General features: G+C 28.8%; 18 protein-coding genes. 11 read left to right on the forward strand and 7 right to left on the reverse strand.

Going from position 1 to position 21,324, the window contains the following annotated elements:
* Positions 1-32: 32 nt before the first annotated feature.
* Positions 33-1,010 carry a pyruvate dehydrogenase complex E1 component subunit beta gene (locus ACJJVK_RS08180; RefSeq protein ID WP_215993621.1) on the reverse strand — a complete coding sequence of 326 codons (978 nt, stop codon included), beginning with the start codon at positions 1,008-1,010 and terminating at the stop codon, positions 33-35.
* Between the two features lie 266 nt (positions 1,011-1,276).
* Here ACJJVK_RS08180 and ACJJVK_RS08185 point away from each other — a divergent pair, with 266 nt between their 5' ends.
* The 7 genes from ACJJVK_RS08185 to ACJJVK_RS08215 all read left to right on the forward strand — a co-directional run bounded on the left by ACJJVK_RS08185 (position 1,277) and on the right by ACJJVK_RS08215 (position 10,504).
* Positions 1,277-2,050 carry a polysaccharide lyase family 7 protein gene (locus ACJJVK_RS08185; protein WP_405565015.1) on the forward strand — a complete coding sequence of 258 codons (774 nt, stop codon included), beginning with the start codon at positions 1,277-1,279 and terminating at the stop codon, positions 2,048-2,050.
* Between the two features lie 146 nt (positions 2,051-2,196).
* A complete protein-coding gene (locus ACJJVK_RS08190) occupies positions 2,197-2,943 on the forward strand; it encodes an electron transfer flavoprotein subunit beta/FixA family protein (RefSeq protein WP_405565017.1) in 747 nt (248 codons plus the stop codon).
* Positions 2,944-3,061: 118 nt separating this feature from the next.
* Positions 3,062-4,018 carry an electron transfer flavoprotein subunit alpha/FixB family protein gene (locus tag ACJJVK_RS08195; RefSeq protein ID WP_215993618.1) on the forward strand — a complete coding sequence of 319 codons (957 nt, stop codon included), beginning with the start codon at positions 3,062-3,064 and terminating at the stop codon, positions 4,016-4,018.
* A 190-nt stretch (positions 4,019-4,208) separates the two neighbouring features.
* Positions 4,209-4,820 (forward strand): bifunctional nuclease family protein, encoded by a 612-nt coding sequence (locus ACJJVK_RS08200; protein ID WP_215993617.1) that lies wholly within the window; start codon positions 4,209-4,211, stop codon positions 4,818-4,820.
* An 18-nt stretch (positions 4,821-4,838) separates the two neighbouring features.
* On the forward strand, positions 4,839-6,242 hold the full coding sequence (locus tag ACJJVK_RS08205; RefSeq protein WP_405565020.1) for a NupC/NupG family nucleoside CNT transporter: 1,404 nt from the start codon (positions 4,839-4,841) through the stop codon (positions 6,240-6,242).
* A 110-nt stretch (positions 6,243-6,352) separates the two neighbouring features.
* Positions 6,353-9,547, forward strand: a complete 3,195-nt coding sequence (locus ACJJVK_RS08210; RefSeq protein ID WP_405565023.1) for a VIT domain-containing protein — start codon at positions 6,353-6,355, stop codon at positions 9,545-9,547.
* A gap of 132 nt (positions 9,548-9,679) precedes the next feature.
* Entirely contained in the window at positions 9,680-10,504 is an 825-nt protein-coding gene (locus tag ACJJVK_RS08215; protein ID WP_405565026.1) for a thymidylate synthase, read from the forward strand.
* Positions 10,505-10,572: 68 nt separating this feature from the next.
* Here the strand turns inward: ACJJVK_RS08215 and ACJJVK_RS08220 are convergent, their stop codons facing one another.
* Entirely contained in the window at positions 10,573-10,869 is a 297-nt protein-coding gene (locus ACJJVK_RS08220) for an isoamylase early set domain-containing protein (protein ID WP_068355927.1), read from the reverse strand.
* A gap of 302 nt (positions 10,870-11,171) precedes the next feature.
* Between ACJJVK_RS08220 and ACJJVK_RS08225 the strand changes: the two genes are divergently transcribed.
* A complete protein-coding gene (locus ACJJVK_RS08225; protein WP_405565028.1) occupies positions 11,172-11,660 on the forward strand; it encodes a dihydrofolate reductase in 489 nt (162 codons plus the stop codon).
* Here the strand turns inward: ACJJVK_RS08225 and ACJJVK_RS08230 are convergent.
* Positions 11,657-12,091 (reverse strand): DUF6146 family protein, encoded by a 435-nt coding sequence (locus ACJJVK_RS08230; RefSeq protein WP_405565029.1) that lies wholly within the window; start codon positions 12,089-12,091, stop codon positions 11,657-11,659. The genes ACJJVK_RS08225 and ACJJVK_RS08230 overlap by 4 nt on opposite strands.
* A 218-nt stretch (positions 12,092-12,309) precedes the next feature.
* On the opposite strand from ACJJVK_RS08230, the gene ACJJVK_RS08235 reads away from it, so the two are divergent.
* The gene (locus ACJJVK_RS08235) at positions 12,310-12,867 is read left to right on the forward strand and encodes a DNA-3-methyladenine glycosylase I (RefSeq protein WP_405565031.1); all 558 of its coding nucleotides are present in this window, start codon (positions 12,310-12,312) and stop codon (positions 12,865-12,867) included.
* A gap of 251 nt (positions 12,868-13,118) precedes the next feature.
* Positions 13,119-13,823: a DNA alkylation repair protein gene (locus ACJJVK_RS08240; protein ID WP_405565034.1), complete on the forward strand. Its 705-nt coding sequence runs from the start codon at positions 13,119-13,121 to the stop codon at positions 13,821-13,823.
* A 2-nt stretch (positions 13,824-13,825) separates the two neighbouring features.
* Here the strand turns inward: ACJJVK_RS08240 and ACJJVK_RS08245 are convergent, their stop codons facing one another.
* Positions 13,826-14,035: a hypothetical protein gene (locus tag ACJJVK_RS08245; protein WP_252726777.1), complete on the reverse strand. Its 210-nt coding sequence runs from the start codon at positions 14,033-14,035 to the stop codon at positions 13,826-13,828.
* A 104-nt stretch (positions 14,036-14,139) separates the two neighbouring features.
* On the opposite strand from ACJJVK_RS08245, the gene ACJJVK_RS08250 reads away from it, so the two are divergent.
* A complete protein-coding gene (locus ACJJVK_RS08250) occupies positions 14,140-14,526 on the forward strand; it encodes a hypothetical protein (protein WP_405565036.1) in 387 nt (128 codons plus the stop codon).
* 7 nt (positions 14,527-14,533) lie between these two features.
* Here ACJJVK_RS08250 and ACJJVK_RS08255 read toward each other — a convergent pair whose 3' ends face one another.
* From ACJJVK_RS08255 to metK, 3 genes are all read right to left on the reverse strand, one after another.
* Positions 14,534-17,227, reverse strand: a complete 2,694-nt coding sequence (locus ACJJVK_RS08255) for a DEAD/DEAH box helicase family protein (RefSeq protein WP_405565039.1) — start codon at positions 17,225-17,227, stop codon at positions 14,534-14,536.
* 196 nt (positions 17,228-17,423) lie between these two features.
* A complete protein-coding gene (locus ACJJVK_RS08260; protein ID WP_405565042.1) occupies positions 17,424-19,919 on the reverse strand; it encodes a zinc-dependent metalloprotease in 2,496 nt (831 codons plus the stop codon).
* A gap of 141 nt (positions 19,920-20,060) precedes the next feature.
* A complete protein-coding gene (gene metK / locus ACJJVK_RS08265) occupies positions 20,061-21,317 on the reverse strand; it encodes a methionine adenosyltransferase (protein WP_215993606.1) in 1,257 nt (418 codons plus the stop codon).
* Positions 21,318-21,324 lie beyond the last annotated feature (7 nt).

Here is a 21,324-nt window from a genome sequence, read left to right on the forward strand (position 1 = left end):
AAGGTCTTTTTAATATTGTTCAAACTAAACTCTTATAGGTATAAAACTTCTTTTACAGCCTTAACTACATCATTAGAATTTGGTATCCATTTTTCTAATAAAACTGGTGAATAAGGTGCAGGAGTATCTGCAGTAGTTATTCTTTTAATAGGTGCATCTAAATAATCGAATGCTTCGTCTTGAATTCTGTATGTAATTTCTGATGCTACACTTGCAAATGGCCAAGCTTCTTCTAAAACTACTAATCTATTTGTCTTTTTTACTGATGTTAAAATTGCTGCATGATCCATAGGTCTTACAGTTCTTAAATCAATAATTTCTACAGAAATATTTTCTTTTGCTAATTCATCTGCAGCCTTGTAAGCTTCTTTAATAATTTTACCAAAAGAAACAATAGTTACATCTGTACCTTCTCTTTTTATATCTGCAACACCAATTGGTATAATGTATTCCCCTTCTGGGATTTCCATTTTATCACCATACATTTGTTCAGACTCCATAAAAATTACTGGATCATCATCTCTAATAGCAGCTTTTAATAAACCTTTTGCATCATAAGGATTAGAAGGTACTATTACTTTTAAACCAGGTGTGTTTGCAAACCAGTTTTCAAAAGCTTGAGAGTGAGTTGCACCTAACTGACCAGCAGAAGCTGTAGGTCCTCTAAATACAATTGGGCAATTGAACTGCCCACCAGACATTTGTCTAATTTTAGCGGCGTTATTTATAATTTGATCAATTCCAACTAAAGAGAAGTTAAAGGTCATATATTCTACAATAGGTCTGTTACCATTCATAGCAGAACCAATTGCAATACCTGCAAAACCAAGTTCAGCAATAGGAGTGTCAATGACTCTTTTTTCACCAAACTCATCTAACATTCCTTTACTAGCTTTGTAAGCACCATTATATTCTGCTACTTCCTCACCCATTAAATAAATGCTTTCATCTCTGCGCATTTCTTCACTCATTGCTTCGCAAATAGCTTCTCTAAATTGAACTGTTTTCATTTGTTTTAATTAGTAGTTTATTGTTCAGAAACAAAAGTAAGAAATTTTGATGTAAACAAAACACTTCTTTGTGCTATAAATCTTTAGATTTTAATATGTTTTCTACTTATTGTAACTCAAGAACTAGATTCCTAAAAAAAAGGGACCTTAAATTTACTTAGATTAAAAATCTATTTTAAAATTTTGGTATGCATTTTGGTGTTGATATAACTTTACAATTAATTATATTTACTGATAAATTAAAATAATTTAAATATTTATATCCAATGAATAAATCAAGATTTTACTTGTCAATTACTTTTTTTCTATTAATGATTTTTTCAAGTTTTGGTCAAAATCAATCAGAAAAATCTAAGTGTAATTTATGTGAAACTTTCCCAGGTGAAATTGCAGAATTTGAAGCTGCATTAACAGATTCTAAACTCCATTATTATACAAACAATGGTAAAACCAAATTAGACTTAAAAAAAGCAGAAGAAGTTTGTGATGCAAATTATTTTTATACCTGTAATAATCTAATGGTATTAATTTCTACAGGACATAAAAATGATAGAACAGAAATTAGACAAGATAAAAACTTGAGTTTAAATGATTATAGTGCAATGTATTTTAAAGGAAAATTCGAAAATGCACCAGACTCTAATGAAAGAAAAGGAGTTACTATTGGGCAAATTCATAATGATACAAAAGGTGTTAAAAGACCACTTTTAAGAGTAGAAATTGCTGGTGGAAATGCCATTAAAGTAATTGTTACAGATAGTTATATTAAAAATGAAGGGAATGTTGAGAATGACTTTTTTACATCATTTAAGAATAAAGATGAGGTAGAATGTAAAATAGAAATCAATGAATCTGATGATAAAGTTACTGTTTATGTAAAAAATATAACTCAAAATAAAGCAGAATCAAAAACGTATAATGTAAGTGATCTTTGGAAAGAGATGGATGGTGATTTTTATTTTAAAGCAGGTGCATATACTCAGGTTTCAGGGCCAAAAACTAAAGTGAGTTATAGTAAATTTCAGTTTATTTATGAGTAAAGGTTTATACTTAAAACATCCTTTAAAATAATTCTCAATTTTAAAGTGATTTATTTTTATTTCAAAAAATTTATTATGCATGCATAGTATTTTTTAAAAAAAAGACGTAGTTTTGTAACAGATAATTTAAACTAAAAATAGAATTTATGAAAATATTGGTATGTATTAGTCACGTTCCAGATACAACTTCAAAAATTAATTTTACTGAAAATGATACAAAGTTTGATACAAATGGAGTGCAGTTTGTAATCAATCCTTATGATGAGTTTAGTTTAACAAGAGCAATGTGGTTTAAAGAAAAGCAAGGTGCAAGTGTAACTGTTGTTAATGTAGGTAGTGCATCTACAGAACCAACTTTACGTAAAGCTTTGGCTATTGGTGCAGACGATGCAATTCGTGTAAATATGGATGCTACAGATGGTTTGTCTGTTGCAAAACAACTTGCAGAAGTAGTTAAAAGTGGTAGTTACGATTTAGTTTTAGCAGGTAGAGAATCTATTGATTATAATGGAGGAATGGTTCCTGGTATGTTAGCTGCTTTAGTAGATTTTAATTTTGTTAATGGTTGTGTAGGTATGGAAGTTGATGGAACTTCTGTTACAGCAATAAGAGAAATTGATGGAGGTAATGAAACTTTAAGTACTTCTTTTCCTTTAGTAATTGGAGGCCAAAAAGGTATTGTAGAAGAAAAAGATTTACGTATACCTAATATGCGTGGTATTATGATGGCTCGTAAAAAGCCTTTAAATGTTGTTGAGCCTGTTGCAATAGAAAGTGCAACATCTATAGAGTCATTTGAAAAACCAGCACCAAAAGGAGCTGTAAAATTAGTAGATGCAGATAATGTAGATGAGTTAATTAGCTTATTACATAATGAAGCAAAGGTGATATAATCATAAATTATATCGTTCTGAACTTGTTTCAGAATTTAATAAATTAATAAAAATTTTTTAGGATAGTTTTTAAGTCTAATTAAAAATCTAATGTCTAAAAATCTAAAATTTAAATAATATGTCAGTTTTAGTTTTTGCAGATTCAGCAGAAGGAAAATTTAAGAAAAGTGCTTTTGAAGTAGTTTCTTACGGAAAAAAAGTTGCTGAAGAATTGGGTAGTAATTTAGTTGCTTTAACCATAAATAGTAGTAATAACGAAGAATTATATACCTATGGTGCAGAAAAAGTTGTTACTGTTTCTAATGATAGTTTGGCAACCTTTAATGCAAAAAGTTATGCATCTGTAATAAAGCAAGTTGCAGAAGCAGAAGGTTCATCAGTAGTTATTTTAGACTCAAGTATAGATACTTTATATGCAGCACCAATTTTGGCTGTAGCTTTAGATGCAGGTTATGTATCAAATGTGGTGGCTTTGCCAAGTTCTACTAGTCCTTTTACGGTAAAAAGAAAAACTTTTTCTAACAAAGGATTTAGTAATACAGTAATATCAACAGAAAATAAAGTAATAGGTGTTGCTAAAAATTCTTATGGAGTTTTTGAAAACCCTGTAGATGGTACAACAGAAACTTTTGAGGCAACAATTGCAGATTCAGGAGTAACATCAACAAAAGTAGAAAGAGTTACAGGTAAAGTAACTATTGCAGATGCAGATATAGTTGTTTCTGCAGGTAGAGGTTTAAAAGGACCAGAAAATTGGGGAATGGTAGAGGAGTTAGCAGACGTTTTAGGTGCTGCAACAGCTTGTTCTAAGCCAGTTTCAGATTTGGGATGGAGACCTCATGGAGAACACGTTGGTCAAACAGGTAAGCCAGTTGCATCTAATTTATATATTGCAATAGGTATTTCTGGAGCAATCCAGCATTTAGCAGGTATTAACGCATCAAAAGTAAAAGTTGTTATTAACACAGATCCAGAAGCACCTTTCTTTAAAGCTGCAGATTATGGTATTGTTGGTGATGCTTTTGAGGTTGTTCCTAAATTAATAGAGAAGCTCAAAGCTTTTAAGCAAGCTTAATTCAAATATTCAAACACAGTTTTTTAATGAAAACCTATTAGTTTAATAGCTAATAGGTTTTTTCTTTTTTTAGTAAAAACTATTAAAAATAAAGGAGTAATCTATTATTTTTATTAAATTGTGCCCTCTAAAAAGTGTAAAATATTATCTGTTTTTTTTTGATATTACTTTTTAGATTTGTAGAAGATATATGAGTTTAATACAACTAACCATCAAAGGAATTTCTTACAGTCAAACACAAAGTGGTGCGTATGCATTAGTTTTGAGTGAAATGGAAGGAACAAGAACTTTACCTATAATTATTGGTGCTTTTGAAGCGCAATCTATTGCAATAGCTTTAGAAACTGAAATTAGACCACCAAGACCATTAACACACGATTTATTTAAAACCTTTGCAGATACTTTTACTATTGTAGTAAAAGAAGTTATCATTCATAAATTAGTAGATGGAGTTTTCTTTTCTAGCTTAATTTGTGAAAGAGAAGGTGTAGAAGAGGTGATTGATACTAGAACTTCGGATGCAATTGCAATAGCTGTTCGTTTTAATGCACCTATTTTTACTTATGAAAACATTTTAGATAAAGCTGGTATTTATTTAAAAGTTGAGGAAGAAATGGCCATTGAAAACAAACAAGAGTCACAAGAAATTCCTATAGATTTTGAATTAGAATCTTCTGATGATAAGAGCGATTTTTCTACCTTGTCTTTAAGTGAATTAAATAATCAATTAAACAATGCAGTTGATAATGAAAATTATGAATTGGCAGCCAAAATAAGAGACGAAATTAGTAAACGTTCTTAAAAAAAAAATATCTTCATTATGAAAAAAACACTCATTGTTTTTCTTTGTTTTTTCTCAGCTTCAATCTTTGCTCAAGAGATTGAAACTTTAGTAGCAACCGCAGAAATAATACCTAGTCAAGGTTTTTCATTTACAAGTTTATGGAGAGGAATTCTTGGTATGTTTGTACTTATTCTTATCGCTTTTTTATTTAGCAGTAACAAAAAAGCCATAGATTGGAAAAAAGTAGGTGTTGGTTTAGCTTTACAATTATTAATTGCTATTGGTGTTTTAAAAGTTAGCTTTATTCAGAAAATATTCGAATTTATTGGTAGTATTTTTATCGAAATTTTAGAATATACAAAAGCAGGTAGCGAGTTCTTATTTGCTGGTATTGTTGCAGATACAAATACATTTGGGTACATATTTGCATTTCAGGTTTTACCAACTATTATTTTCTTTTCAGCATTAACTTCTCTATTGTTTTATTTAGGTATCATTCAAAAAGTAGTAAAAATATTAGCAATTGGTTTGTCTAAGTTTTTAGGTATTTCTGGTATGGAGAGTTTGTCTGTGGCTGGTAATATCTTTTTAGGTCAAACAGAAGCACCACTTTTAATTAAGGCGTATTTAGAAAAAATGAATAAGTCAGAAATGCTTTTGGTGATGATAGGAGGTATGGCTACAGTTGCAGGTGCAGTTTTAGCAGCTTACATAGGCTTTTTAGGAGGTGGAGATAAAACTTTAGAATTAATTTTTGCAAAACACTTATTAGCAGCTTCTGTAATGGCAGCTCCTGGAGCAATTGTAATTTCGAAAATCTTGTATCCACAAACAGAAGAAGTAAATACAGATGTAACTGTTTCTCAAGAAAAAATAGGTTCTAATATTTTAGATGCAATTGCAAACGGTACTACAGAAGGTTTACGTTTGGCAGTAAATGTTGGTGCAATGTTATTGGTTTTTGTAGCTGTAATTGCAATGATTAATGGAATTCTAGGTTGGGCAGGAGAAATAACACCTTTAAATGAAATTATTGCAGCAAATACAGGTTATGACAAGTTTTCTTTAGAATTTATTTTAGGTTATATTTTTGCGCCTTTAATGTGGTTAATTGGTGTTGCATCAGAAGATATGGCTTTAATGGGGCAATTATTAGGTATTAAATTAGCTGCAAGTGAATTTGTAGGTTACATACAATTAGCTGAATTAAAAAACGTAACTAGTGTTACTCATTTAACGTTTAATAAATCTATAATTATGGCTACTTATATGCTTTGTGGTTTTGCAAACTTTGCATCAATAGGTATTCAAATTGGAGGTATTGGTTCTTTAGCTCCTGGTCAGCGTAAAACATTGTCAGAATTTGGTATAAAAGCTTTAATTGGTGGTACAATTGCTTCTTTAATGTCTGCAACAATTGCTGGGATGATTATTGGATAATTAGTTCTTACTAATTTTTTGTTTTGTAACATTTTATTACCTCATAAAATATTTTAACATTTTTTTGGCATACGTTTTGTTTAGTTGATAAGCCTAAACCAGCCCAGAAAATGAAAAAGATAACCTTATTACTTCTTTTTATTTATGTAATAAAAGGATACAGTCAAAAATCACCAGCTTTATACATTGGTAAAAAACAATTAGAACTTTCTAACTTAGATATAAGTGTTAAAATTGTAGGAAATATTGCTACAATAACTTTTGATATGTCTTTCTATAATGCTAGTTCAAGAGTTTTAGAAGGAAGCTTGAAATTCCCTTTAGGAGAAAATCAAGAAGTTTCCAGGCTTGCTTTAGAGATGAATGGTATATTAAGAGAAGCAGTTGTTGTAGAAAAAGAGTTAGGTAGAATTGCTTTTGAAGAAATTGTTAGAAGAAGAGTAGACCCTGCTTTGCTTGAAAAAGGGAAAGGCAATACTTATAATTTGAGAGTGTATCCAATACCTGCAAGAGGAAGCAAAAGAGTTGTTATTGCTTATGAGCAAGAATTGTTATTTAAAGATAATGCATATTATTATCATTTACCTTTTAATTTTAAAGACGCTATAAATACCTTTAATCTTAGTATAGTAGCGTTAAATCAAAAAAAGAAACCGATTGTTGTTGAAGGGGAAGAATCAATATCTTTTTCAACTTGGCAAACTTCATTTAAAACTTCATTCAAAAAAGAAAATTATATACCCAATAAAAGTATTTTGATAAAAATACCAGTTGATTTAAAAAAACAGAAATTAATTACTACACCAAATTATTTTTACTTCTATAAAACGATACAACCAAAACTTAAAAAGCGTGATAAACCAAAATCAGTTTCCCTGTTTTGGGATGTTTCTTTATCTATGAAAAATAGAAATTTAGATAAAGAAACTGATTTATTAGAAGCATATTTTAAAGAGTTAGAAAATGTTGAAGTACAATTAGTTTTATTTAGTAATACAATTATCTGTAATAAAAAATATCATATTAAAAATGGAAATTGGACAACTTTAAAAAATAAATTAGGGCAATCAATTTATGATGGAGCAACCTCTTATAAAGAAATAAGTAATCTAAATACTAAATCTGATGTAATCATATTGAGTTCAGATGGCTTAACCACATTGAGTAATCCTTCATTTAATAAAAAAACACCAGTTTTTCTTATAAATAGTAATACAGAAGTTGCACATAATGCATTAAATTATATCGCAAAAAAGTCTAAAGGAGGAATTGTTAACCTGAATATAACTAGCATTAAAAAAGGTTTATCAGTATTAAATAATTTAGCTTTTCAATATTTGGGATTTAATTCAAATAACAAAAATATTGAAGTATATCCATCATTATCATCTAAAGGAGTATTAGATTTTTCGGTTGCTGGTAAAAATTATCTTAATGGAGAAAAAATATCTTTTTTATTTGGGTATGGAAATGTTGTTTCAGAAGAAGTTAAAGTTATTTTAAAAACAGAAAAAGTAAAAGATGAAAATATAATAAATAGAATTTGGGCAAAAAATAAATTAGCAACTTTACTTGATAAAAAGAAAGAAAATAAAACAAAAATTATTGATTTAGCTACTAGTTATAGCTTAGTAACTGATTATACATCCTTAATTGTTTTAGAGAACGTACAAGATTATATTAAGTATAATATTATTCCGCCAAAAGAATTACTAGTTGAATATAATCGACTAAAAAATACTAAAAAAAAGTTTAGAAATATAGCTAATTTACCTCTTGATGATAAATTATCATTTTCCTTTTCAGAAAGAATAGAAGTTGTTGAAGATGAAAGGGAAATTGAAGAAACCGTTATAGAATCGACAGAAAGTGATGAAGGTAAGTCTATTAATATTGAAGATATTGTTGAAGTAGTAGAAGAAGAGGTTATATATGATGTTCCTTTTATGATAATCGAAGAAGCACCAACATTTCCTAACTGTACAGGTAATAACCAAGAAAAGAAAGACTGCTTTAATGAAGAATTGCAAAGACATATTCAAAATACTTTGAACTTAGAGTTAATTAATTTATTAAATTTAACTTCTGGTAGAAAAAGAATTCATGTTCTTTTTAAAATTTCTAAAACAGGGCTAATTCAAGACATTAGAGTTAGAGCACCACATCTTAGCATTAAGAATGAAATAATAAGAGTTCTTAATTTATTGCCTCGAATGATTCCAGGAAAACAAAATGGTATGCCTGTAGATGTAAAATATACAATGCCTATAACAATACAAATCGATAATTCAGGAAAGATTCAAAGCCCTGTTTTTTATTCAAATACACAAAATCAAAGAACATCAATTCAAAGAAAACCTTTTAAATTATATAAAGGAGATTTAAAAGTTGTAGATAGAATTCTAAAAACACCTTATTTAACTTCTTTATCATTTTTTAAAGATAAAGAATCTGCGTATTTATTTTACCTTACTCAGAGACAAAGTTATCAGGATACTCCACATTACTATATTGATGTATCTGATTTTTTTTATAGAAAATTTAATGATAGGGAATATTCTGATCGAATTTTATCTAATGTGGCAGAATTTGATGCGGGTAATTATGAGCTTTTAAGAGCTTTTGCTTATAAATTAGAAGAAAGGGACAAAAAAGAAGCTGTACTTTTTATTTATCAGCAAATATTAGAACTAAGACCAGAAGATGCACAATCTTACAGAGATTTAGCTTTGGCATATCAAAGTGTTGGTTTATGTCAGAAAGCATTTGATTTGTTTTTAAATATTGTTAATAAAACCATTTATGACAACAATAAACACAGAGGAGTTTTTAAGGGTTTACAAGATATTGCAAAGCAAGAAATAATTTTTTTGATAGATAAATATAAAGATGATTTAGATTTAGAAAAAATACCTAAAGAATATTTATCAAATGTTAAAAAGTTAGACTTAAGAGTTGTGTTAGATTGGAATCAAAATGATACTGATATAGATTTACATATTATAGACCCTAATCTAGAGGAATGTTTTTACAAACATTCAAAAACCCAACAAGGAGGTAGAATGTCTAGTGATATGACGCAAGGTTTTGGACCAGAAGAATTTGTATTAGAGAAAGCTAAAAAAGGGTTTTACTATATAAAGATCAAATATTATGGAGATAGAAAACAAAAAATAGAAACACCAACTTTTATGAAAGTAACGATTTACAAAAATCAAGGAAAAGAAAATGAAGAAAAGACAGTTAGAGTAATTAGATTAACAAAACAAGATAAAGAAGAAATTATTGCTAAAATTAAAATTTAGGAGTTTCTTACCGTTAATAACTTTTAAATATTTTTAAAATAAAATTACCTAAATGGTTTCAACCTTTTTCTATTTTTACAAACAGTTTTTTTTAACTTACAATAATATTCAATTAAACGCATACGCACTTTTATGAAACAATATCACGATTTAGTAAAACACGTTTTAGAAAACGGAAATGAAAAAGGCGATAGAACAGGAACAGGTACAAAAAGTGTTTTTGGTTATCAAATGCGTTTCGATTTAAGTGAAGGTTTTCCAATGGTAACTACTAAGAAGTTACATTTAAAAAGTATTGTTTACGAACTCTTGTGGTTTATAAAAGGTGATACAAATATTAAATATCTACAAGAAAATGGTGTAAGAATCTGGAATGAATGGGCAGATGAAAATGGAGATTTAGGACCAGTTTATGGTCATCAATGGCGTAACTGGAATAGTGATGAAGTAGATCAATTAAAAGAAGTTATTGATACTTTAAAGAAAAACCCAAATTCGAGAAGAATGTTGGTTTCTGCTTGGAATCCTTCTGTATTGCCAGATACTTCAGTATCATTTTCAGAAAATGTAGCAAATGGTAAAGCAGCTTTACCACCTTGCCACGCATTTTTTCAATTTTACGTTTCTAATGGTAAACTATCCTGTCAGCTATATCAGAGAAGCGCAGATATATTTTTAGGAGTTCCTTTTAATATTGCTTCTTACGCTTTATTTACAATGATGATTGCACAAGTTTGTGGTTATGAAGCAGGCGAATTTATTCATACTTTTGGTGATGCACATATCTATAATAATCATAAAGAACAATTAGATTTACAATTGTCTAGAGATATAAGACCTTTACCAAAGATGAAAATTAATCCTAATATCAAAAATATCGAAGACTTTACTTTCGATGATTTTGAGCTGTTAGATTATAATCCACATCCACATATAAAAGGTGTGGTTGCAGTTTAAAAGAAACAAAAAAGAGCTTTCAAAATTTATAATTGAAAGCTCTTTTTTATTTTATCATAATAAGTTAATTATAAACTTAAAACACTGTTATCTGCTCCTGCAAAATCGCTCCAAGCAAAACTATCAGCAGCTTCTTCGTTTACATATTCACCATCAACTAGATATTTAAATTCGTAAGAATTACCAGATTCTAAATCAACAGTACCTTTAAAAGATCCGTTTTTTAATTTTTTAAGCGGCATTGCCTCAACATTCCATTCATTAAAACTTCCTACAACTGCAACACTTTTAGCTTCTTCAGCTGGTACAGTAAAAGTTACTTTACAAACTGGTTTACTTTTTAAAAATTGTTTTTTGATTGCCATAATTATTAGGTTAAATTATGGTGTAAAAATATGCAAGAAGATGTTTATAGCAAACACTATTTGGCAATAAGATTTAAGATTTATCAGTTTAATAATAACAGCATACAAAATATTGATAATTCAAAATAATTATATATCTTAATTATTGTTTATATAAAAATGAGGGGTGTTCTTTTTACTTGATTTTCAGGGTTTTTACTACTAAAACGTATTCGTGTAAGCAAAAGATAGTTTAAAATTAACCTAAAACATCAATTTAAATGAACATTTCTGTTATTTTTGTGTAAAATGAAGAGGATTATATGGTAACAATAATAGCTGCAATTGCAGAAAATAATGCTTTAGGAAAAGATAATGACTTAATTTGGCATTTACCTGCAGATTTAAAAAGGTTTAAAAAAGTAACTTCTGGTCATCCCATTTTAATGGGTAGAAATACTTTTGAATCTATAGGTAAACCTTTACCAAACAGAACTACAGTAATTATTACCAGAAATAAAGATTATATAAAAGACGGATGTTTAATTGCTAATAGTGTAGAAGAAGCTTTAGAATTAGTACAAGACAAACCTGAAATTTTTATTATTGGTGGTGCACAAGTGTATAATTATGCCATGAAAAATAATTTAGTTGATGCTTTAGATATAACTAAAGTACATCATGAATTTGAAGCAGATGCTTTTTTTCCTGAAATTGATGCTGATGTTTGGCAAGTAGTAAAACAAGAAGATTTTAAAGCAGACGAAAAACACAAGTATGATTTTAGTTTCTTACGTTTCGAAAAAATTTAATTAATTCTATTGGGTCTAAAACCCCCACCTAAATTCATTTTATATTTTTGTTGTGCAAATAAAAAGTAATTGAATAGTTTATAATTTACTTCATAGCCATAATCTACAAATGCCTGGTAATCAATAATATTTTCGTAGATGCTCGCATTAAATTGTCTAGGATTATTTGCTCTTTGGTTCCAGGTAACTACCCATATTTTATTTCTAGCTTCTAAATATTGTTGCGAATAAAAACCTTCTGGTTTTGCAACAGAATTTAAAAAGTTATTAAAACCAATATCAATAATTGTAATTTCGTACTCTAAGCTGTCATTTGCAATAACAACTGGTTCTTCTTTTTTTGTTAGTGTTTTATTTATGGGTGATGATCCACAGGCCCAAAAAAAGACACCAACAGCGAATAATACTAGTATTTGTTTTAAAGTTTTCATAATATCTAAATATATTAAATTTATATAGGTTTTTTGTTAAAAACGGATAATACATCCATTTAATCTTATTCAAAAGTAGATTAGATTGTTTGTAAAGAAAAACAAGAATGAGTAAAAACATCTTTTTAATGAGTAAACAGAAATAAATGCTCAAAAGTTATTCCAAATTGTATTATTTTTAAATCTTTAATTTTTTTTTTTAAGTTAAAATCAACTAGATGAAACATAGATGTTTTTGGGTAATAGACAGTAAGTTGTATCAAGATTATCATGATTTTGAGTGGGGAGAACCTGTTTTTGATGATGAAACTTTGTTTGAGTTTTTAATTTTAGAAACTTTTCAAGCAGGTGTAAGTTGGATTACGATTTTAAATAAAAGAGAAAATTTTAGAAAAGCTTTTGATAATTTCGATTATAAAAAAATAGCCATATATTCAGAAAGTAAGTTTAATGAATTAATGCAAGATGCAGGTATTATTAGAAACAAATTAAAAATAAGAAGTGCTATTTCTAATGCACAATTGTTTATGGATATTCAAAATGAATTTGGTTCTTTTTCTAAATTTATTTGGAGTTATGTTGATGGAAAACCAATTCTAAATGAGTTTCATAAAAAGGAAGATGTACCAGCTACAACTCCTATATCTGATAAAATTTCTAAAGACCTAAAAAAACGTGGTTTCAAATTTACGGGTTCAACCATAATGTATGCTTATATGCAAGCTGTTGGTATGGTAAATGATCATACAACAGATTGTTTTAAATATCCAAATTAATTAAGGTTTTACAAATCCTTAAACCAGAATTAAAACAGATTACAACTGTTTTTTTGTTGTTATTTTAGAAATAGAAAGTACTGCTTTTGGGAGTTGGAAATGGCCAGAAATAGTTTTTGTTTTTTTAAACAAACCACAATACACTAAGTGGTATAAGTTTATTCTATTTTATATATTGGTTGTTTTGTGTTTTATATGGCATTTTATAAAACAGCATGGAATAGACTTAAAAATATTAGAAAAATTAATAATTGAATTTGACTTACGAAGAAATAATAGAAAAGCTTTACGAATTAGAGAATCAAGATAAAGTGCTTTTTAAAGAACAAAAATTTGGTATTATTTCTAACAATTCTTTAGGAATTTATCATAAAGATTTGAGATTAATTGCTAAACAAATTGGTAAAGATAATCAGTTGGCTATTGAATTATTTGATAGCGAAATTTATGAAGCAAGAATATTGTGTAGTAAAATATTTAATCCAAAAGGTTTAACAGAAAACTTGATGGAAAAATGGGTAAGAACTTTCGAAAATTGGGAAGTTTGTGATAGCTTTTCTATGGGAGTTTTTGCGAAAAGTGATTTAGCTTTAACCAAAATATTAGAATGGTCAGATAGGGAAAAAGAGTTCGAGAAAAGAGCTGCATTTGCAATTATGGCTGCATACTGTATGGCAGATAAAAAATCTGAAAATGAACTTTTTAGTCAGTTTTTTAAGTTGATAAAAAAAGCATCAACAGATGAAAGACTGTATGTTAAAAAGGCAGTTAATTGGGCTTTAAGAAATATAGGTAAAAGAAATATCGATTTAAAAAAAGAAGCCATAAAAATTGCTGAAGAACTTTTAAAAACGAAAAGTAAATCTGCTATTTGGATTGCCAAAAATGCTTTAACAGAACTTAAAAAAGAAGAGATTAGAATGTCTGATTATCCTAGAAGTATTTATAGAAATTAGAATTAATTACCAAAAATAATACGAATAGCTATAAAAACAGCAATAATCAATCCACCGTAAATTGCTACTTTTTTACCAGCATTTTTATAATAACGCTCATGGTTTTTAATATCTTTCTTGTAGCTAATAAATATTAAGGTACCGAAAATTAAAACAAAAAAGACGATAAAAATTATTCTTCCAGTAGTAAAATAAGCATTTATAAACATCATCTTTATTCTTAATAAGTTTTAAATTAATCCAATATAAAACTCTTTAAATTATTATAAAGTTTCTATATCTTGTGTTTGCAAAATTACAAATAAAAGTAGACTAAATGAAAAACAAAATAGCAGCAGTTCACGAATTTCACACAGCGTTTAAATTAAATATTCAGAATAAGCCAACTGTAGATATTTCTAATGATAGAAAAAAACTACGTTTTGAGTTGATGAAAGAAGAAAATGAAGAATATTTAGAAGCAGCAAAAAACAATGATTTAGTTGAAGTTGCAGACGCTTTAGGAGATATGCTGTATATTTTATGTGGCACAATTATAGAACATGGTATGCAAGATAAAATCGAAGAAGTTTTTAATGAAATTCAACGTTCTAACATGAGTAAATTAGGCGAAGATGGACAGCCAATTTACAGAGAAGATGGTAAGGTTTTAAAAGGGCCTAATTACTTTAAACCAAATTTTACTAAAATTTTAGGGAAATAAGAAAATACTATCTCCATTTATTTACATGATCTACTTTATCTTGAAACTGTGAGGATAAAGCTTTTATTCTAAATGCAAGTAAAGATTTTCTACCTTCTATTGTTCTCGTAAAAATTAGGGAACAATTACCAACTAGTTTTTTCCATTGATTTTCAAAATACTGAGCTAATTTTTTATTTCTGCCTAATATTTCTGGTACTGAATGATAATCTTTTTGGTTAAAGAATAACATAAATTTGTTTTTTCTGATAATAACATATCTTGGATTTTCTATTGGAACCACAATTTCGTGAAGAGCGTTTATAAAAATTGATTTTTCAAATGTAGTACCTCCTTCTAAATGACAATAAACAGCTCCCCATTTGTCTATAGTAGTTTCTACTTTTAGTTCTGAATTATTTGTATGCAATAACTCAGCTTTAATTAAAGAATGTAGTAAAGCATCACCAATTTTTTGAATGTCTTTAGAGATATCTCTGTATTTAATATAAAGATGAAGAGTAACAAATGAAAACCTTCCGTAAATTATTACACCAACAATTCCCAAGGCAATAAGAAAATTGTAATACTGTTCTACAGAATTAAAATGTCTAGAAATTCGATTCAAAAGATCTAAGCTTGTTTGCGTAAAACCTATAAGACTAGAACTTAAGGTCGCAATAAGATTTGCTATGGTTTTATTTAAATACATCGATTTTACGGCTCGATATTCTTTTTTCTCAGAAAAAGGAATTTTTATTTCTTCTATAAGAGTAATACCAGATTCTAGAGCAGTATCCCATCTTCTTTTAAGAGATTTTCTATCCTTAGAAAATAAAAACATTTTTGAGTTTTCTTTTTCTATTGCTTCTTTAAAAGTAATGTTATTTGGTAAGTTTAAACGTCCAATTCCATTTTCTATACTTGGTTCTTCTTTAAAAGAAACACCAACAAAACTTTTAAAACGTCTTTTAAGTATGTCTAAATCATCTCCACCATTTTCTGATGTTTGGTCTATAGTTGCTAAATGCCAAATATTGCTAGTTTTCTTTAAATTATCTTTCTGCGTTCTAATTGCTCTACCACGCATTTGGTTTGATAAAACAAAAGAACCAACAAAACTTGCTAGAATTAAAGTATTAATTGCAGGAGCATCCCAACCTTCACCTAATAAGGATTTTGTGCCTATTAAAATTTCAATTTCCCCATTTTTAAAAATTTCAGTTACTATATTAATAATATCATTTTTTATTTGTGATGATTGATGAATTGAAATATAATTATCATCATAAGGGACTTGAGAAGAGTTTATTTTGGTAATTCCATATTGATAAGCCAACGTTTTAAAAGCCTTAAAAGCTGTTTTAGGAATAATGATTATAGAACCAGTTAATACTCCTATTCTTTTATTGTTACGGTTTTCTCTTCTTAATTTTTCAAAAATCGGAATAATTCCAATTTTAGTTAACTCTAAATTGTTTTCATCAGCATTAACAAAAAACTCCTTACGTATGTAATCAGAAAGAATAACCATACGTAAGTTTTTACCAAGTTGTTCGTGTTCAAAATCTACAATTTTTTGAATTCCATTAAGTTTACTTATACTAGATTTTAAAGAGTTTGTAATAAGATTATTATGAGATAGGTTAATGCGTTTTTTTTCGATAGCACCTTTTCTCTTTAATTTATTTAAAATTATTTTTTGATGTTCTTCAAATGGTATAAAATGTTTTTCATCTTGAAATAAATAGAAATCTAGAAGTGTTTCTAGCCAATTATAGTCAAGTTCTGGGATTTTAATTTTAGAATCACCAATAATTTCAAGATGTATTTTAGGAATCTCTTTTTTGTTAGCATAAAGAAAAATTAAGCAAGCAGAATAGAAAGAAAGATTTTTATAAATCCAATTTAAATGTTTGGTAGGCTCTATCCAAATTGGGTGTTGTTCAATAGCTTTTATAATTATTACATCTTGTTTTATTTCGTTGAATACTTTTTTTATATTTTCTCTAAATTCTATAATAATTTTGTGCTCTTCGTCTGTAGGTAAAGTAAAATGAACATAATCTTGATGTGGGCATAAATTACCTTCAATTATCAATTCAGGTACTGAAATTTCAGAGTCAACAGGGCCATTTAATTCAATATATCTATTCCATTCATTATAAGTTACATCATAAGGAGGTGTTGCAGTTAAGCCAACAATTACAGGTTTTAACTGTTCCTTTACTTTTGTTAATGTTTTCCACCATTCGTTTTTTAAATGATGAGCTTCATCAACAATAATAGTTTTTATATTTTTAGTTTTTAAGGCATTAATAACTTCATTATTTGCTACAAACTCTTCCTCTTCTTCAATTTGTTTTTCTTTAGAGTTAAAGTCATTACAAGCAGAATGTAAGCCTTGGTAGGTAACTACAGTCATAAATTCAGGATTTCTAATATTTCTAGAAATCCAGTTTGGCGTTGAATTTGTTTGTAAAAAAAGCTCGCAAAAACGTTGTATCCATTGATTTTGAATAGCAATTGTTGGTACAAGAATTAAAACAGGTTTATTAAGTCTTAATGCTACTTCTAAACCTAAAATTGTTTTACCAGAACCAGGAGGTGCAATTACGTGTAAATGTTGGTCAGTTAAATGTTCTTGTAATTCATTAAGTACCCGTTTTTGATATTTTCTCCAGTTGTATTTAAACTTAATGTTCTTAGGGAATTCGTTCAAATTGTGATTTATGTAAGTTGATTAAATTTAAAGAGTTTTATATAAAATTTCTTGTTTTTACTTATCAAAGATAAAAATACATTTGTTAATTGCATTTTATTAGAAACCTATTCATCATTATTTTAATAATATTAATTGTTTTTAAACAAAAAAACCTCGCAATTTGCGAGGTCTTTAAATTATATTTTGAACATGATTATTTAGGTTCTAAAATCATATCAATTCTATCAATCACATCTTGTAAGTGGTAACGTCTTAAAGTATTACCAGAATAAGCTGCTTTTTTAGCATCTCTCTGAATACGTTTTAACTCACCTCTTGCTACAGATTTTACATCAGATTGGTTTATAGTAATTCCAGATCTTTTTCTGTAACCACTGTTAGTACCTCTTTGATCTTGTGCTTTATTCAATAAATAATCTAATCTATCTAAATGTGCTCTTTGTAAATTTCTTCTGTAAGTATCTATAGATGCTCCAGAATAAATTTCAGACCAAACGCCTTTTCTTACATCACTCATCATATTTACAAGTGTATAAGCTTTAGAAGAACCGTTTAAGGTTTCGTTTTCTATCATTCTAGCCATTCTACCAGCGTCTAAAATATTGTTTAAAGTTCTAGCTTGTAATCCACGAACTCTTTCTACAGAACCAGAAAATTCAGTTTTGCTAAAAATATTTTCGTCTAACATCCAAGTAGGAGTTTTAAACAATTCATCAACTACAAATTTTAAAGCTTCTTTTTGAATCGCTTTATCTACATGAGTATACACTGCACCTTCTTGGTCTGTAGTTTTGTAATGTTCGTAAACACCACCAATATTAGCAGAAACGTGTCCCATATATCTATTAAACTGACTTAAAACTTGGCCATACATAGTAGATAGATTTTCGTAGTTTTCACCTTTTTCAGATGTCCACTCTTCTAATCTTGGTAAAATTCTCTGTAAATTCTTAATTCCGTACATAGAAGCTTTCATTGCATCATCACCTAAGTCTTCTGTTTGAGAACTAGGATCTACAACACCACCTGCTTGCTGATGCCCAAATCTATACATTGGGTCTCCAGCATGTTTTAATATCCAAGAATCTAAAATTGGTTTTTCTTCTTTTGCAGTTTTATCTAAAATTGGTCTATAACCCCAAGAAATGGCATATTTATCATACACACCAATGTTTGGCATTAATGCAACATCTTTATCTTCTGGTTGTGCAACATAGTTAAAACGAGCATAATCCATAATTGATGGTGCAGTTCCATATTTTTTTGTAAATGATGCAGAACGTAAAGAATCTACAGGGAAAGCAGATGAACTACCCATATTATGTGGTAAACCTAAAGTATGCCCTAATTCATGTGATGAAACAAATTTAATTAACTCACCCATTGTTTCTGTCTTAAAATTATTACTTCTTGCATCAGGATTGATTGCTGCAGTTTGAATAAAAAACCAGTCGTGTAATAAAGTCATTACATTATGATACCAGTTAATATCAGATTCTAAAATTTCTCCAGAACGTGGATCACTTACGTGAGGTCCATTTGCATTTGGTATAGGTGAAGCTAAATATCTAATTACAGAATAACGAACATCTTCTGGGCTATATTCTGGGTCTTCTTCTTTAGTAGGTGCTCTTTTTGCAATAATTGCATTTTTAAAACCTGCAGCTTCAAAAGCAACTTGCCAATCATTTACACCTTGTATAATATATGGAACCCATTCTTCTGGTGTAGCTCTATCTACATAATAAATAATTTGTTTTTTAGGTTCAACTAATTCACCTCTTTTAAATTTCTCAATATCTTCATCTTTAACTTCTAAACGATATCTATCTAAATAAGCAACAGTTTTACTTTTTTGTGCATCTAAACCATAATCTGTTTGTCCACGTGCAAACCAACCAACTCTTTCATCAAAATAACGACGTTTCATAGGTACTTTTGGTAATAATACCATAGAGTTACTCATTTCTAAAGTTATAGACCCTAAAGAACTGTTAGAAGGAGCTTTGTTAGCAAAATAAGTTTTTACGTGTCTTACTTCTATATTTTGAGGATAACTACTTACTCTATCAATATAAGAACGAGTGTTGTCTAATCTTGTAGCTTGGTAAAATTTTCTGTAAAACCCTGGGAAACCAAGAGGTTTTACATCTGTAGAAAATAAAGAAGTTGCATCGATTACAGTTGCTGTAGAATCTTTGCTAAATGCTTTAATAGGAAAAGCAAATAGAATAGGTTCTAAGTTAGAGTTTACAACAGCTTCATGCACAGGTAAAATAGTGTCTGCAACAATATTATGAGAAACAACTCTTAATAAAATTTGTTTTTGTTTCTTTTCCCAACGTAAAACTTGGGTATTTGTTTTTCCACCACCAAAACCAATTCCGGTTGCAGTTTTAGCTATTCTTGTTACCATTAACATTTCTCTTTTTAAAAGAGAATCAGGAATTTCGAATAAGTAAGTGTTGTCTTTTTGATGAACTTTAAATAAACCTTCGTCTGTTTTGTGTTCTTTGGTAACAACTTTAGCATAAGGCTGAATTGCACCTTTTTTAGGTTTTGGTTTCGGAGCAACTTTTTTAGGCTCTTCTTTCTTTTTTTTCTTCTTAAAAATTTGAGCTTCAGCATTTGCAGAGAACCCTAAAACAAGAGCAAAAAGAAGTACTCTCGAAAATATTTTTTTTGTCATAATGTGTGATTTGAATTGTTTTCGAAATTACGCAAACTATAAAAACCTAAACCTTAAATTTTTGTTAAAGGAATAAAAGAGAAAACCCTCTAAAACTTTGTTTTAAAGGGTCTTTATAATTGTTCTAAATAGTAGTAAAACTTATAAATTAAAAGCTTCTTTTATTGTGTCAACATAATCTAGTTTTTCCCAAGTAAAAGTTTCTACTTCTTCAGAAACAGTTTCTCCCATAGGATTTGAAAAAGTAACTGTTTTTACTTCTGATGTTCTTCCCATATGTCCATAAGCAGCAGTTTCTGAATAAATAGGTGTTCTTAATTTTAAACGTTGCTCAATAAAATAAGGACGCATGTCAAAAATAGAAGCTACTTTTTTACTGATTTCTCCATCTGTTAAATTAATATTAGAAGTACCGTAAGTTTCTACATTTATACTTGTTGGTTTTGCTACACCAATAGCATAAGAAACCTGAACCAAAACTTCTTTACAAACGCCAGCAGCAACTAAGTTTTTAGCAATATGCCTTGTTGCATAAGCTCCAGATCTATCTACTTTACTTGGGTCTTTTCCAGAAAATGCCCCTCCTCCATGAGCGCCTTTTCCACCATAAGTATCTACAATAATTTTACGACCTGTTAAGCCAGTATCTCCATGTGGCCCACCAATAACAAATACTCCAGTAGGATTTATGTGATACGTAATATCATCAGTAAATAATTTTTGAATATGAGCAGGTAATTTTGCAATAACTCTTGGTATTAAAATTTCAACAATGTCTTTTTTGATTTTTGATAACATTATTTCTTCTGAAGGATCAAAATCATCATGTTGAGTAGAAATTACAATGGCATCAATTCTTTGTGGAACGTTATCATCAGAATACTCTATAGTTACCTGACTTTTTGCATCTGGTCTTAAATAAGTAATGTCTGAATTTTCTCTTCGTATTTCAGCCAATTCTTTTAATAACCTGTGAGACAATTCTAAAGCCAAAGGCATATAGTTTTCGGTTTCGTCTGTAGCGTAACCAAACATCATTCCTTGATCTCCTGCACCTTGTTCTTCTGGGCTAGACCTGTCTACACCTTGGTTTATATCTGGTGATTGTTCGTGAATTGCAGATAAAACTCCACAAGAATTTCCATCAAACATATATTCGCCTTTTGTGTAACCAATTTTGTTGATTACATCTCTTGCAATTTTTTGAACATCTAAATAGGTTTTAGATTTAACTTCACCAGCTAAAACTACTTGACCTGTTGTTACTAAAGTTTCGCAAGCCACTTTACTTTCTTTGTCAAAAGCTAAAAAGTTATCTATTAAAGCGTCAGATATTTGATCTGCAACTTTGTCTGGATGCCCTTCTGAAACACTTTCTGATGTAAATAAATACGACATAAATTTA

Source organism: Polaribacter sp. Asnod6-C07, from assembly GCF_045063625.1.
GTDB lineage: Bacteria > Bacteroidota > Bacteroidia > Flavobacteriales > Flavobacteriaceae > Polaribacter > Polaribacter vadi_A.